General features: G+C 72.4%; 13 protein-coding genes. 3 read left to right on the top strand and 10 right to left on the bottom strand.

Going from position 1 to position 13,976, the window contains the following annotated elements:
* Positions 1-16 precede the first annotated feature (16 nt).
* From ACXKZF_RS14470 to ACXKZF_RS14425, 10 genes are all read right to left on the bottom strand, one after another.
* Entirely contained in the window at positions 17-931 is a 915-nt protein-coding gene (locus ACXKZF_RS14470; protein WP_488984657.1) for a hypothetical protein, read from the bottom strand.
* 175 nt (positions 932-1,106) lie between these two features.
* The gene (locus ACXKZF_RS14465) at positions 1,107-1,688 is read right to left on the bottom strand and encodes a 1,2-dihydroxy-3-keto-5-methylthiopentene dioxygenase (protein WP_243224451.1); all 582 of its coding nucleotides are present in this window, start codon (positions 1,686-1,688) and stop codon (positions 1,107-1,109) included.
* Between the two features lie 44 nt (positions 1,689-1,732).
* Positions 1,733-2,368 (bottom strand): methylthioribulose 1-phosphate dehydratase, encoded by a 636-nt coding sequence (gene mtnB / locus ACXKZF_RS14460; protein ID WP_488984656.1) that lies wholly within the window; start codon positions 2,366-2,368, stop codon positions 1,733-1,735.
* Positions 2,365-3,069: an acireductone synthase gene (gene mtnC / locus ACXKZF_RS14455; protein ID WP_488984655.1), complete on the bottom strand. Its 705-nt coding sequence runs from the start codon at positions 3,067-3,069 to the stop codon at positions 2,365-2,367. The genes mtnB and mtnC overlap by 4 nt, the downstream gene beginning before the upstream one ends.
* Positions 3,066-4,034 (bottom strand): NAD(P)-dependent oxidoreductase, encoded by a 969-nt coding sequence (locus tag ACXKZF_RS14450; RefSeq protein ID WP_488984654.1) that lies wholly within the window; start codon positions 4,032-4,034, stop codon positions 3,066-3,068. The genes mtnC and ACXKZF_RS14450 overlap by 4 nt, the downstream gene beginning before the upstream one ends.
* Positions 4,031-5,686: an FGGY family carbohydrate kinase gene (locus ACXKZF_RS14445; RefSeq protein ID WP_488984653.1), complete on the bottom strand. Its 1,656-nt coding sequence runs from the start codon at positions 5,684-5,686 to the stop codon at positions 4,031-4,033. The genes ACXKZF_RS14450 and ACXKZF_RS14445 overlap by 4 nt, the downstream gene beginning before the upstream one ends.
* On the bottom strand, positions 5,683-6,732 hold the full coding sequence (locus tag ACXKZF_RS14440; RefSeq protein ID WP_488984652.1) for an ABC transporter permease: 1,050 nt from the start codon (positions 6,730-6,732) through the stop codon (positions 5,683-5,685). The genes ACXKZF_RS14445 and ACXKZF_RS14440 overlap by 4 nt, the downstream gene beginning before the upstream one ends.
* Positions 6,729-7,730, bottom strand: a complete 1,002-nt coding sequence (locus ACXKZF_RS14435) for an ABC transporter permease (RefSeq protein ID WP_055951582.1) — start codon at positions 7,728-7,730, stop codon at positions 6,729-6,731. The genes ACXKZF_RS14440 and ACXKZF_RS14435 overlap by 4 nt, the downstream gene beginning before the upstream one ends.
* Positions 7,727-9,298 (bottom strand): sugar ABC transporter ATP-binding protein, encoded by a 1,572-nt coding sequence (locus tag ACXKZF_RS14430; RefSeq protein ID WP_488984651.1) that lies wholly within the window; start codon positions 9,296-9,298, stop codon positions 7,727-7,729. The genes ACXKZF_RS14435 and ACXKZF_RS14430 overlap by 4 nt, the downstream gene beginning before the upstream one ends.
* Positions 9,295-10,308 (bottom strand): sugar ABC transporter substrate-binding protein, encoded by a 1,014-nt coding sequence (locus ACXKZF_RS14425; protein WP_200936061.1) that lies wholly within the window; start codon positions 10,306-10,308, stop codon positions 9,295-9,297. Before ACXKZF_RS14425 ends, ACXKZF_RS14430 begins: the two co-directional genes overlap by 4 nt.
* Before the next feature lie 269 nt (positions 10,309-10,577).
* On the opposite strand from ACXKZF_RS14425, the gene ACXKZF_RS14420 reads away from it, so the two are divergent.
* The 3 genes from ACXKZF_RS14420 to rocD all read left to right on the top strand — a co-directional run bounded on the left by ACXKZF_RS14420 (position 10,578) and on the right by rocD (position 13,960).
* Positions 10,578-11,537 (top strand): carbohydrate kinase family protein, encoded by a 960-nt coding sequence (locus tag ACXKZF_RS14420; protein WP_488984650.1) that lies wholly within the window; start codon positions 10,578-10,580, stop codon positions 11,535-11,537.
* 324 nt (positions 11,538-11,861) lie between these two features.
* Positions 11,862-12,746: a dimethylargininase gene (ddaH, locus tag ACXKZF_RS14415; RefSeq protein ID WP_488984649.1), complete on the top strand. Its 885-nt coding sequence runs from the start codon at positions 11,862-11,864 to the stop codon at positions 12,744-12,746.
* Complete coding sequence (gene rocD, locus ACXKZF_RS14410; RefSeq protein ID WP_488984648.1) at positions 12,743-13,960, top strand: ornithine--oxo-acid transaminase; 1,218 nt, start codon at positions 12,743-12,745, stop codon at positions 13,958-13,960. Before ddaH ends, rocD begins: the two co-directional genes overlap by 4 nt.
* Positions 13,961-13,976: the final 16 nt, after the last annotated feature.

The following is a 13,976-nucleotide window of genomic DNA, read 5'->3' as shown; positions in this document are numbered from 1 at the left end:
CGCCGGAATCGGGCGGTCAGCGCTCGACGGTGGTCTGCGTGAGCAGGGCGATCTCGTCCTCGGTCCACCCGTGATCGATGCGCAGGGTGTCCTTCAGGGCCGAAACCGCGCCGGGTCGTGACAGCCCTGCGCCGCCGAACACGGCGACCGCATCGGAATCGATGGCGGTGGCGGCTTCGCGAACGTCGTCCACGAGTTCGCGCAAGCGCGGCAGCCGTCCGGCGTCGCCGGGTCGGCGACCGGGAACGATCACCAGCAGGGCGGAGGCCCCCGCGGCCGCGAGCAGGGTCTCGCGGCTGACGGCGATCCAGAACGCCGAGGTCGCGGCGGCGACCACGACGATGACGACGATCCCGACCGTGACGGCCCCCGCATCGGAGAAGAGGCCGTCGGGGCCGCCGCCGTCTCCGCCGGCGACCACGAGTGCGAGTCCCCGCGCCGCGCAGTACAGGGCGAACGCGCAGAGCGCCCCGGCGAGCACGCGGATCGACGCCCGGTGCCCTTCGCGGGAGTGGACGGCGGCCACCGCACCGCACACGCCGACGACCGCGAAGGCGGCTGCCTGCACGACGGCGGCGTCGTCGACCGGGAGAAGCAGAGAGGTCACGGCGACGGTGACCACCCCGGATGCCGCGAGGACTGCGAACCATCGGTTCGCCGTCGTGCGGCTGAGGGCGTGGAACGCGAACGGGATCATCGCGGGTCCGAGGACCATCAGCGCGCTGGCGGCGGCGAACACCGGGGACCCGCCGACGTTGATCCACACGAGATACATCGCCGACGCGCCGACCTCGGCCACGCCGGCGGTCGCGGCGTACTGCAGCGAGTCACCGGTCGGGCCGTCGCGGCCGACGAGCAGGAGGCCCACCAGCAGCAGCATGCCGGTTGTGATGAGGCACGTCACCGACAGCAGCATCACGGGTGCCACCATGTGCCCGCCCCTCTCACCGCGTGCCCGGTGGACATGAAGGTATTGCGGCGGGGGAGGCCCCGCAAGCGTCGGAGACCGCCGACGGCCGGGCGCGGGGCCTGCACCCGCCGAGAACGCCCGCCCCCACGGCATCCGGAGGGATGCGACGGGGACGGGCGTTCCGGGAGAAGCGGGATCAGGCGAGCTGCGCGCGACGCTCCGCCAGCTGGTCGAACGAGGCGAAGGACTCCGCGATCGGGCTGCCGGTGAAGTGACCGACCCAGCCGTCGTCGTCGTGGAAGAACCGCACGCTGACGTAGTGGGGCGAGGTGCCCATGTCGAACCAGTGCGTGGTGTTCGCCGGCACCGAGATGAGGTCGCCCGCCTCGCAGTACACCGCGTGCACCTTCTCGTTCGCGTGCAGGTAGAACACACCGGCACCCTTGGCGAAGTAGCGGTCCTCGTCGTCGTCGTGAGCGTGCTCCGACAGGAACTTCTCGCGGAACGGCGTCTTCACCTCGTCGTAATCGGCCTGCGCGGGGTCGAGCGCGACGACGTCCACGAGGGTGTAGCCCTCGCGGTCCTTCACCTCGCCGATCTCCGCGGCGTACAGCGCGAGCACCTCGTCCTGCGAGGCGCCCGTGGCGACGTCCTTGACCTCCCAGCGCGAGAAGCGGGCGCCGAGTTCGGCGAGGGCCTCGCGGATCTCGCTCTCTTCGGTGGTCTCGAGCACGGGCGTGCCCGGGTCGGATTCTTTCCAGACGGTCAGCAGGGTCATGGCCGCTCCTTTCGTTGGGGGTGGGGAGGATGGATGCCGGTGTCTCAGCGCGTCGCGACGGCGAAGCGCAGCAGCCACTCGGTGATCTCGAGGTGACGACGGGCAGCGGCCACGTCGCTGCCCCAGGCGTACATGCCGTGGTTCGCCACGATCAGGGCGGGGACTTCGGGCACCTCGGGGGTGGCGGGACGGTAGACCTCGTCGAACCAGCCGGCTTCGACGGTCATGTCCTGGTGGTTGCGGATGACGGGAACGGTCACCGTCTCGTCGTCGGCGAGGTGGCCGATGCCCTTGAGCATCTCCATGTCGCGGATCTCGACGCCGTTCGGCCACCGGTGCCCCGCGACGACGGCGTCGAAGGCGTGCACGTGGAACACGGCGTTCGCGCCCGTGCGCGCGGCGATGTGGGCGTGCAGACCCGACTCCGCCGACGGGGGGCGCCGGTCGTCGGGGTCGATCGCCTCGCCGTTCGCGTCGATGAGCACGACGTCGGCGTCGGTGAGCAGCGACTTGTCGAGGCCCGACGCGGTGACGGCGAGCACGAGCGGGTCGCGGTCGACGACGACCGAGAGATTGCCCGAGGTTCCGCGCATCCAGCCGTAGCCCGAGAAGCGCGAAGCCTCGGCCGCGAGGGCGGCGCCGGCGGCCTGCACGCGGTCGCGGGAGGGGAGGACGGTCATCGGGTCACCTCGATCTCGTCGAAGGATGCCACGGCGGGGGCGGCGAATGCGGTGCCGGCCCACGGTTCGCCGGCGCGGTCGAGGGCGACCACCTGCCAGCCGGCCGCGAGAGCCGCCGTCACCTCGTCGGGGTGGTCGGTGAGGAACAGCGCGCGCCCGGGCGCGACGTCGAGGGCGGAGGCGATCGCGTCGAACGACGCGCGTTCCTTCTTCGGCCCCGCCTTGACCGTGTCGAAGAAGTCCTCGACGAGAGGGGTCAGGTCGCCCTGCGGCGCGTGACGGAACCACGGCACCTGCGAGGCGACCGAACCCGAGGAGTACACGGCGAGACGGATGCCGTCCTCATGCCACGCGCGCAGGCGCGGCGGCACGTCGTCGAAGAACTGCGAGTGGATCTCACCCGCGGCGAAGCCCTCGGCCCAGATGATCCCCTGCAGCGTCTTCAGCGGGGTGGACTTCACGTCGTTCGCCATCAGACCGCGCAGCGCCTCGGCGATCTCGGCGTCGGACGCGTCGGTATCCAGGCCCGTCTCGGCGATCGCGTCGACACGGGCGGTGCGAACGGTGTCGTCGGCGCGCCCGAGCACCTCGTCGAGACGCGGGCGGGCGTAGTCGTACAGGTCGCCGAGGATGAACCCTGCGGCGGACGTGGTGCCCTCGATGTCGAGCACGACCACGTCGGCGGTGGCGGAGACGGTCATGATTTCTCTTTCGTGTCGATGAAGGATGCCACGGCGGCGGCCGCGAGGCGGGAATGCTCGACGACCACGTCGTCCGACGCCCCGGCGATGTGTGGGGTGAGTGTGACGTTCGGCAGCCGCAGCAGTTCGTCGCCCGGGGTGAGCGGCTCGTCGTGGAACACGTCGAAGCCGGCGCCGGCGATGCGCCCGTCGCGCAGCACCGGGAGGAGGGCGTCGCGGTCGACGAGAGCGGCGCGGCCGGCGTTGATCAGATACGCGTCGGGGCGCAGCAGTGCGAGTTCGCGCGCACCGATCAGACCGGTGGTCTCGGGGGTGAGCGGCACGTGCAGGGTGACGATGTCGCTCCCGGCGAGCAGCTCGTCGAGGTCGAGGTGCGCGACGTCGTCGCCCAGGGCGCCGGGGGCGAGGAAGGGGTCGTAGACGGCGACGCGCATGCCGAACCCCTGCGCGCGGCGCACGACGCGTCGACCGACCGCGCCGCCACCGACGACGCCGAGCTGCCGGCCCGTGAGGCCGATGCCGCGGAAGCGCGCATACGGCTCGAAGACGTCGTCGGTGCTCCACCTGCCCTCACGCAGCCACGCCGACGCCGCGGGCACGTGGCGCACGGTGGCGAGCAGGAGGGCGAGGGTGAAGTCGGCGGTCACGTCGGCGTTGCGGCCCGGTGTCGTGCGCACCTCGACGCCGCGCGCGGCGCACGCGGCGAGATCGACGTTCGCGGGGTTCGCGCGGCAGGCGACGACCAACGACAGGCGAGGCGCGGCCGCGAGCGCGTCGTCGTCGATGCGGTCGAGCTCTGCGATCACGACGTCGGCGCCGGCCAGAGCCTCGGCGAAAACGGGGTCGGCGGCGGCGCGCGCACCGAGGGACTGGCCGGTCTCGACCTCGGATGCCGTGAAGACCTCGCCCGGGAGCGTGGCCGCGATGCGCGGGTCGAAGGGGGCGGTGACGACGATGTGGGTCACGCGGGGGTCCTCTCGGGGGTGGGGACGTCGGGGGCCGGCTCGTCGAGGTGGGCGGCAGGGGCGCCGGCGGCGGTGCGTTCCGCCTCGGCGCGTTCATCGCTCGGGGCCGCACCGCGGGACGCGGCGTCCGGGCGGGCGCCGGCGGCATCCGGTGTCAGCCGACCGAGCGCGCGCAGCGCCGGCCACTCCGGCCGCAGCGCCGCGCGCACGCGCGCGAACACCTCTCGCGCCGACGACAGTGCGGGGGAGGGGCGCGGGGTGAACTCGACGGCGTCGGCGGGGAAGACCCGCACCGCGGCCTCCAGGTCGACGGCGAGCCCCGCGGCCACGAGGGCGACGGTCGCTGCGCCCCGCGCTCCGACCTCGGGGTCGGTCGTGCGCACGATCGTGCGACCCGACACGTCGGCCAGCAGCTGGCACAGCAAGTCGCTGCGCGCGCCACCGCCGCACACGGGTACGCGCTCGGCGGCATCCAGAAGATCGAGGCACTCGGCGACCGAGAACGCGAGGCCCTCGAAGACGCTGCGCAGCAGCTGCGCCGGAGCCGTCGTGACGTTCATTCCGACCCAGGAGGCCGAGGCGGCGGCGTCCACGAACGGGGCGCGCTCGCCGCTGGGGGATCCGTAGGGCAGGTAGATCACGCCGCCGCTGCCGGCCGGCGCGGTGCGCGCGAGGCGTTCGAGCTCGCTCCAGCCGCGGTCGGCGAGACCCAGGGTGTCGCGCACCCAGTCGAGGTTGGGCGTGCCGACCATCGACGACAGGGCCTCGAGCACCTGGGTCCCGCGGCCCGTGGGGATGAGGATGCCGATCCCGCTGTCGGCGGCGGCGCGGTCGACGCGGTTGACGGCCACGGTGGCGGTCGTGCCGAGCACGACCCACCCGTCCTGATCGTCGAGGGCACCGAGCCCCACGGGGCAGGCCGCCGAGTCGACGAGCCCGACGGCGACGGGCACGCCGGCCCGGAGGCCCAGCTCGGCGGCGGCGGCATCGGTGAGGGTGCCGGCGCTCTCGTGCGGAGCGCGCACGGGGGCGAGGAGGTGTGCGAAGCGACGGTGTCCGAGCGCGTCGATCATCTCGTCGGAGTAGGCGAGGGTCGCCGGATCCAAATACGTGCGCGACGCCTCGGAGGGGTCGGTGGCGACCTCGCCGGTGAGGCGGTGACGCACCGCGTCCTTGCAGTTGAGGTGGTGGGCCGCGCGGGCGAGGGTCTCGGGCTCGGACTCGGCGAAGCCGTCGAGCAGCACGGGGAGCGTCCCCGGGAAGCTGGCCGAGCCGGTGGCGGCGATCACCGCGGCATCCCGCCCGTCGCGCTGCCACGCGGTCACGCGGTCGGCGCCGCGTCCGTCGAGCCACAGAGCTGCGGGGCGCACCGGGCGACCGTCGGCGTCGATGAGCCACGCCCCGTCGCCCTGGCCGGTGACACCGATCGCGACCACGTCGGGCCCGGCGCTACGGGCCTGCGACAGGGCCTGACGGACGGCGCCGACGACGGCCTCCCACACGAGGTCGATGTCGCTCTCGGCCGCCCCGTCGGGCGTGCGGACGACCGTGACCGCGCGGTGACCGGCGGCGAGCGTCTCACCCTCGAGCGAGTAGAGCACGGCCTTGACCGCGGTGGTTCCGGCGTCGATGCCCAGGACGGCGGGGGTCACGGGGTGCCGCCCGGGGTGGTGTCGAGGGTCTTCGCCGCGGGCTTGCGCTCCGCCGCCGCCCGCGCGCGCTGCGCGACGGTGTACGCCAGCACGAGGGCGACCAGCAGCACGACCCCCTGCACCGCGGCCTTGACGTTGAAGTCGAGACCCAGCAGATCGAGGCCGTTCGCCAGGACGCCCAGGAAGAGCACTCCCACGACGGTGCCGGGCACGTTCGGCCGCGAGCGCGGGTGCATCGACGCGCCGATGAACACCGCGGCGATGGCATCCAGCAGGTAGCTGAAGCCCGCGAGAGGCGTGTAGAGCCGCAGCGAGGCGCTGAGCAGCACGCCGCCCGCCGCGCACAGCACGCCCGCGCCGATGTAGACGAGTACGCGGATGCGGCGGGTGCGAAGCCCCGCGACGACCGCCGCGCGATCCTGCAAACCCATCGCCTGGATGCGCACGCCCGCGGGGGTGCGGTGCAGCAGGATGCCGACGCCCACGGCCGCGACCGCGGCGATGATCACCGGGATGCCGACGCCCAGCACGTCGCCCGAGCCGAGGAAGGTGAAGCCCTCGGGGGCGGCGCGGAAGCTGACGCTCGCCCCGCCGTTCGTGCCGATCTGCTGGGCGCTGCGGCCGATGAAGAAGGTGCCGAGTGTCGCGAGGAAGGGCGTCACACCGAGCCCCACGATGAGGAAGGCGTTGAGCGCTCCGATGAGCGCGCCGCCGACGAGTCCGAGCAGGACGGCTGCGGGCCACGGCATCCCGAACGACATCATCGACACGATCGCGAACCACGCGCCGAAGTCGACCGCGACCGCGGCCGACAGGTCGATGCCGCCGGACGACACCACCACCGTCAGGGCGAGGGCGACGAGCAGCAGGATCGCGACCCCGTCGAGCACGTTCAGCAGGTTGCTCGGGCGCAGGAACGCATCGCTGGCGAACGAGAAGAACACGACCAGCAGCGCGAAGGCGGCGACGAAGCCGTAGCGGGTGACGGTCGCGGCGGCGGAACCGGCGACCCCCGACCAGCGGGTGCGGGTGGCGGTGGTGCTCACGCGCGGGCCTCCTCGTTCTTGCGTGCCGCGGCCGCGGCGACGACGAGCAGGATCAGCACACCCTTGAACCCGTCGACCCACGCGTTGGCCACGCGCGAGAGGATCAGGCCGTTCGAGAGCAGCGCCACGAACACCGCGCCCAGGACGGAGCCGAAGATCGTGACCGTGCCGCGGCGGGTGAAGGCCGCCCCCAGGAATGTCGCCAGAACCATGTCGACCATGAGGCGCTCGTCGATCCCCGGGCTGCTGCCCGAGCCGCGCGCGACCAGCAGCAGCGCGCTGAGGCCCGCGACCACACCCGCGATGACGAACGTCGACATGATGTAGCGCCGGGTCGGGATGCCGGCGAAGGTCGCGGCATCCCGATTGCCGCCGACGGCCTGCAGACGTCGGCCGTACGGGGTGCGCGCCATGACGAAGACGAGCACCGCCGCGACGACGAGCATGAGCACGGCGGCGAGCGGGATGCCGGCGATCCGCGTGTCGCGGACGGCGATGATGAGCGGATCCGTCACGTCGATGCGGCGATTGCCGCTGACCACGCGCGTGATGCCGACGACGGCGACGTACACGGCGAGTGTGGCGAGGATCGACGACAGCCCGACCCAGCCGACGAGGACCGCGTTGAGCAGACCGAACACGGTGGTGACCAGGATGCCGAGGGCGAACGCGACGGCGAACGGGGTGCCGTAGGTGGTGAGCTGATCGCTCACGATGGCGGTGGCGAGCGCCGCGGTCGCGGGGATCGACAGGTCGATGCCGCCGACGACCACGTCGTCGCCGCCGCCGATCACGACGATGGCGAGGCCCATCGCGACCAACGCGACGGGCGCCGCCTGGGTGAGGCTCGCGGTGACGTTGGCGACGCCGAGGAAGCCCCTCGCCGTGACGGCGAGGTACACGGTCATCGCGAGCACGACCAGTAGTGGCCCGCGTCGCGCCAGCAGGCTGCGCAGACGCGGGACGAGCGCCGCGCGCTCCACGGTCAGGGCGCTCATGCGGCATCCCCTTCGGTTCGTTCGGGGGCGGCGGCGTCGGCGGTGGACCCGCCGGCGCTCCCGGTCACCAACGCGCTCAGGTGCTCGAGGGTCAGACCGTCGGTCGTCACCTCGTGCGCGACGCGTCCGCGTTCGAGCACGACGACGCGGTCGCTGAGCCCGAGCACCTCGGCGGGGTCGGTCGAGACGATCACGACCGCGGTCCCGGATGCCGCGAGTTCCGCCAGCAGGCGGTAGATCTCCTGCTTCGCGCCGATGTCGACACCCACCGTGGGCTCATCCAGCACGATGACCCGGGCGCCGGCGGCCAGGCTCCGGCCGAGCACCACCTTCTGCTGGTTTCCTCCGCTGAGCAGGCGGGTCTGCACGCTCGTGTCGCGCGGACGGATGTCGAGGCGCTCGGCGAGGCCCTCGGCGCGCGTCCGCGACGCGGCGTCGTCGAGGAGGCCCGCGCGAGTGCCCTCGGCGAGGGTCGAGAGGGTGAGGTTGCGCTGGGTCGAGAAGTCGAGCACGACGCCGTCGTGGCGGCGGTCGCGGGGCACGAGCACGACGCCGGCCTCGAGGGCGGCGGCCGGGCTCGACGGCCGGAACCGGCGGCCGAGGAGCGACAGATCGCCCGCGTGGCGGTGGAGCCCCACCAGGGCCTCGGCGAGTTCGGACGCCCCGGAGCCGAGCAGGCCGGTGAGCCCCAGGATCTCGCCCGGGCGCACGTCGAGGTCGACGCCGTGCACGACAGCGCCGACGCGGAGGCCCCGGGCACGCAGCACCGGCTCGGTCGTGGCGACGGGACGACGCGGGGGGTAGAGGTCGTCGATCTCGCGCCCGATCATCAGGCGGACCATCTCCCGACCGCTGTCGGGCCCGACCCCCTCGATGCGGCCCACGTCGACACCGCCGCGCAGGATGGTCACGCGGTCGCAGATGCGCGTGACCTCGCCGAGATAGTGCGAGATGTAGAGGCTGGAGATGCCGCGTTCGCGCAGGCGCCCGATGATGCCGAGCAGCTGCTCGGCCTCGGCGCTGGCGAGGGGGGCCGTGGGCTCGTCGAAGACGATGAGGCGCGTGTCGTCGTCGACCAGTGCGCGGGCCACCTGCACGAGCTTGCGCTCGGCGGGCCCGAGGTCGCGGACGAGCCGGGTGGGGGAGAGCCGGATGCCGAGCACGTCGTGCAGCACCTCGGTCACGCGGGCCTTCATGGCGCGGCCGCGGAGCACCCCGCCCGCGCTGTGCTCGTTGCCGAGCCAGACATTCTCGGCCACGGTCATGTCGGGTACGAGCTGCAGTTCCTGATGCACGAAGCGGATGCCGGCCGCGTGGGCGTCGGCGGGAGTGAGTCGCCCGGCATCCGTCCCGCCGATGACGACCGTGCCGCCGTCGCGCTCGTAGATACCGGCCAGGATCTTGATGAGCGTGGACTTGCCCGCGCCGTTCTCGCCGACGAGGCCGTGCACCTCGCCCGGGCGCACGTCGATCGAGGCGCCCCGGAGAGCCGGGACGCCCGCGAACGCCTTCGTGACGCCGGTCATGCGGAGCACCGGCGTCACGAGGGGGGAGGAACCGATCGTCACTGGGTGTAGCCCAGCTCCTTCGCGACCGCGGTCGCCTCATCGGGACCGGCGACCGGGATCGTGTCGACGTAGCTGACCTTCTCGACCTCTTCGCCGAGGAAGTACTTGCCCACGTTGTCAGCCGAGATCGTGGCGATCTTGCGCGGCAGCTGGGCAATGTTGCCGACGAACGGGCTGTTCGGCTCGCTCATGATCTCGAGCGTGTCGGGGCCGGCGTCGAAGGCGGTGACCTTCACGTCGGTGCGACCGGAGTCTTCGATCGCCTGCACCACGCCGATGGCCGGCTGGTCCCAGCACGCCACGTGGATGCCCTGGATGGTGCCGGCGGGGTACTTCTCCAGCAGCGCGAGCGTCTGCTGCCGCGCGTCGTCGGGGGCGTTGGCGAACTGCTCGGCCAGCTCGGGCTCGATGAGCTTGACGCCCGGGTAGTCCGTCGCGAGTTCGTTCTTCCACGCGTCGTAGCGCTCGCCGCAGAACGACAGGCTCGTCCCGAAGGCGTTGAAGACGGCCACGTTGCCCGTGCCGCCGAGGGCGTCGCCGGTGATCTTGCCGAGGGCCGTGCCGCCCACCTCGTTGTCGGACTGGGCGTTGTTGACCGCCCACTCCGAGGCGTGGTCGACGCCGAAGACGGGGATGCCGGCGTCGTGCAGCTGCTGCAGCTTCGGGTCGACCGACGCGTCGCCGAGGATCGTGATGACGGCATCGACGTTCTGGGCGAGGAAGATGTCGTGGTTCTGCGCGTGCAGGGTGTTGTCGCGGTTGCCGTCGGTGGTGAGCGGCGTGCCGCCGAGCCGGGTGACCTCGTCGACCGCGCCCTGGAAGGCCTCGCGGTCCCAGAAGTGCTGCGTGCCGACGACGGCGATGCCGATGGTCTTACCCGCGAGCGGCTGGGCGGCGTCGACGCCGTCGCCGTTCGGGGCGGCCGCGTCGGACGAGACGGTGCTGCAGCCGGCGAGGGCGAGGGACGCTGCGACGACGATCGCCGGGAGGGCGAAGAGGGACTTTCTCACGGTGGGCTCCTGTGGGGCCGATGGGCGCTCGCGTCGGTGCGCGCGTCGCCGCGGATGCTGTGTGGGATGACGCCGGAAAGCGGTCTCTCGAATCGTAGGGAGGGGGCGGACGACGTTCGACTCGAGCGTCACACGGTGAAATGAAGCCATCACGGGTGAGCCGCTCAGTATGCTTCGCCCGTCCCCGCAGCGGCCCGTCCGGTGCCGACCGGACACCGCCCCCTCGTGACGCCGGTTTCGCATCGGCCCCACCCCACCGCAGGAGATCCATGTCCTACCCCGCCCGTCGCGTCGTCACCGTCGGTCTCCACGTCGCCGACGTGCTCGGTCGCTACGTCGACGCCATTCCGCCCGGGCAGGGCCTCGCGCTGCTGGACGAGATCCGCCTGACCGTGGCCGGCACCGCTGCCGCGACCGCCGTCGACCTCGCGCGACTCGGCGTTCCCGTGGCGACGGTGGGCGCCGTAGGCGACGACGCGCTGGGTGTCTTCCTGCGCTCCACGATGGCCGACGAGGGGGTCGACGTCACCGGCCTCGCCGTGCGCCCCGAGCGGCCCACCTCCGCGACGATGCTGCCCATCCGCCGCGACGGGAGCCGGCCCGCGCTGCACGTCATCGGGTCGAACGCGGCGATCGCGCCCGAGGATCTGGCATCCATCCATCTGAGCGATGTCGCGGTGCTCCACCTCGGCGGCACGTGCCTGCTGCCGGGCATCGACGGCGCGCCCAGCGTCGACCTGCTGCGCCGCGCCCGCGACGCCGGGGTCGTGACGACGATGGACTTCATCCCGACGGGGTCGCCGGCCGACCGCGACGCGGTGCTTCCGTGCCTGCCGTTCGTCGACTACCTCTTCCCGAGCGAGGAGGATGCGCTGTCGTTCGCGGGCGCGTCGAGCCTCGACGAGGCCATCGCCTTCTACCTGGATGCCGGCGTCTCGACGCTCGTGATCACCCGCGGCGCGGCGGGGGCCAGCATCAGCACGCGAGCCTCACGCGACATGCGGCTGCCGGCATATGCCGTCGACGTCGTGGACACGACGGGCTGCGGCGACGCGTTCAGCGCCGGTTTCATCGGGGGTCTGATGGACGGCGCCGACGTCACCGAGGCCGCGGAGCGCGGCCTCGCGTGCGGCAGCCTCGTGGCCACGGGCCTCGGCTCCGACGCCGGCCTGCACTCCGCGGCCGACGTGGCGCGGCTGCGGGCGGAGGGCGTGCGCGGAGCCGTGTGACGCGGCATCCGGTGCCGGCCCGCAGGGTCGGTTTGCGCAACCTGCGCGCATCGCTGAGGTTGTGCGGCGCGGGTCCGCCCGCCTGCCGCCGTGCAGAGAATCAGTGATGCGCGCAACCTCCGTCGGGTCGGCGCGGATGCCGCTGAGTTTGTGCGCATCGCGGAGGGTGCGCGCGGCTGTTCGCGCCCGCGCGCACACGCGTGCGAGAATGGCCACGGCGTGCTCGGACCGACCTTTCCCCGCACGGCGCCACGGCGCCGCCGGGTTCGAAGGGCCACCGGGCCCCAGGACAGCGTCCGCCGCACCTTTCTCCGAGGAGCACAGATGTCCGCCACCCCTATCGCCAGCACCGCCGAGGCCACCTCCACCGAGCGTGTGCAGCAGCACCGTCGGTACCTGATGTGCCGGCCCGCGCACTTCACGGTGAGCTACAGCATCAACCCGTGGATGGAGCCCTCGCGCCCCACCGACACGAATCTCGCCCTGCAGCAGTGGCAGTCGCTATACGACACCTACACCTCGCTCGGGCATGAGATCGAGCTGATCGACCCGGTCGAGGGTCTGCCCGACATGGTCTACACCGCCAACGGCGGCTTCGTCATCGACGGTGTCGCGTACGGTCCGAAGTTCCGCTTCCGCGAGCGCGCGGCCGAGGCGCCGGCGTTCAACGACTGGTTCGCAGCGAACGGCTTCGAGGTCGCCGAACCGGTGGAGGTCAACGAGGGCGAGGGCGACTTCCTGCTCGTGGGCGACACGATCCTCGCCGGCACGGGCTTCCGCTCGACCGGTGACAGCCACCGCGAAGTGGGCGAGGTGTTCTCCCGCGAGGTCGTCTCGCTGACCCTCACCGACCCGCGGTTCTACCACCTCGACACCGCGATCGCCGTGCTCGACCCCGTCGAGGGGCCCGGCGGTGTCGAGAGGGCCAACATCGCCTACCTGCCCACCGCGTTCGACGAGCGCAGCCAGGCGATCCTGCGCGAGCGCTACCCGGATGCCATCCGGGTGTCCGACAGCGACGGAGCGGTCTTCGGACTCAACTCCGCCAGCGACGGCAAGAACGTCATCATCTCCCCGCGGGCCGTGGGCTTCGAGGCGCAGCTGCGCGAGCGCGGATACACCCCGGTGATGGTCGACCTCTCGGAACTGCTGCTCGGCGGCGGCGGCATCAAGTGCTGCACGCTGGAGCTGCGCGGCGGTGCCCGATGAGCACCACGATCGACGCGCTCAGCGAGCGTCTCGTCGCCGAGGAGGGCGCCCACCTCGCCCACAACTACCACCCGCTGCCGGTCGTCGTCTCGCGCGCCGAGGGCGTGTGGGTCACCGACGTCGAGGGCAAGCGCTACCTCGACCTGCTGTCGGCTTATTCGGCGTTGAACTTCGGCCACGGTCACCCCGCGATCCTCGCCGCCGCCCGCGAGCAGCTCGATCGCCTCACGCTGACCAGCCGGGCGTACCACAACGACCGCCTCGGCCCGTTCGCCACGGCGCTGTCGCAGCTGTGCGGCAAAGACCTCGTCCTGCCGATGAACACCGGTGCCGAGGCCGTCGAGACCGGCATCAAGGTCGCACGCGCGTGGGGCTACCGCACGAAGGGCATCGCCGCCGATGCGGCGACGATCATCGTCGCGAACGGCAACTTCCACGGCCGCACCACCACGATCGTCGGCTTCAGCGACGACCCGGTCGCCCACGACGACTTCGGTCCCTACGCGCCCGGCTTCGTGCACGTGCCCTATGGCGACGCGGATGCCATCGCAGCGGCCATCGACGAGAACACCGCCGCCGTACTGCTCGAGCCCATCCAGGGCGAGGCGGGCGTCGTCCTGCCGCCCGAGGGGTTCCTGCAGCGGGTGCGCGAGATCTGCACGCAGAACAACGTGCTCTTCATCGCCGACGAGATCCAGTCGGGCCTCGGCCGCGTGGGCGAGACGTTCGCGTGCGATCGCGAGGGTGTCGTACCCGACGTGTACCTCCTCGGGAAGGCGCTCGGCGGCGGCATCCTGCCCCTGTCCGCCGTCGTCGCCGACGAGGACGTTCTGGGCGTCATCCGTGCGGGCGAGCACGGTTCGACCTTCGGGGGCAACCCGTTGGCCGCGGCCGTGGGCCTGCGCGTGGTCGAGATGCTGGCATCGGGTGAGTTCCAGACCCGCGCGAAGGCGCTGGGAGCGCACCTCGAGCCCGCGCTGCGGGCGCTCATCGGCCACGGCGTGACCGCGGTGCGTATCGCGGGCCTGTGGGCCGGCGTCGACATCGACCCCGCCTACGGCACCGGCCGCGAGGTCGCCCAGAAGCTGCTGACGCGCGGGGTGCTCGTGAAGGACACGCACGGCCAGACGATCCGCATCGCCCCTCCGCTGACGATCCGCGCCACCGAACTGGACTGGGCGGTCGAACAGCTCCGGCACGTGTTGTCGGCCTGAGCCGCGTGAGGGGTCA

Source organism: Microbacterium sp. ABR10, assembly GCF_057812175.1.
This window is presented reverse-complemented; position numbering and strand designations above follow the sequence as displayed.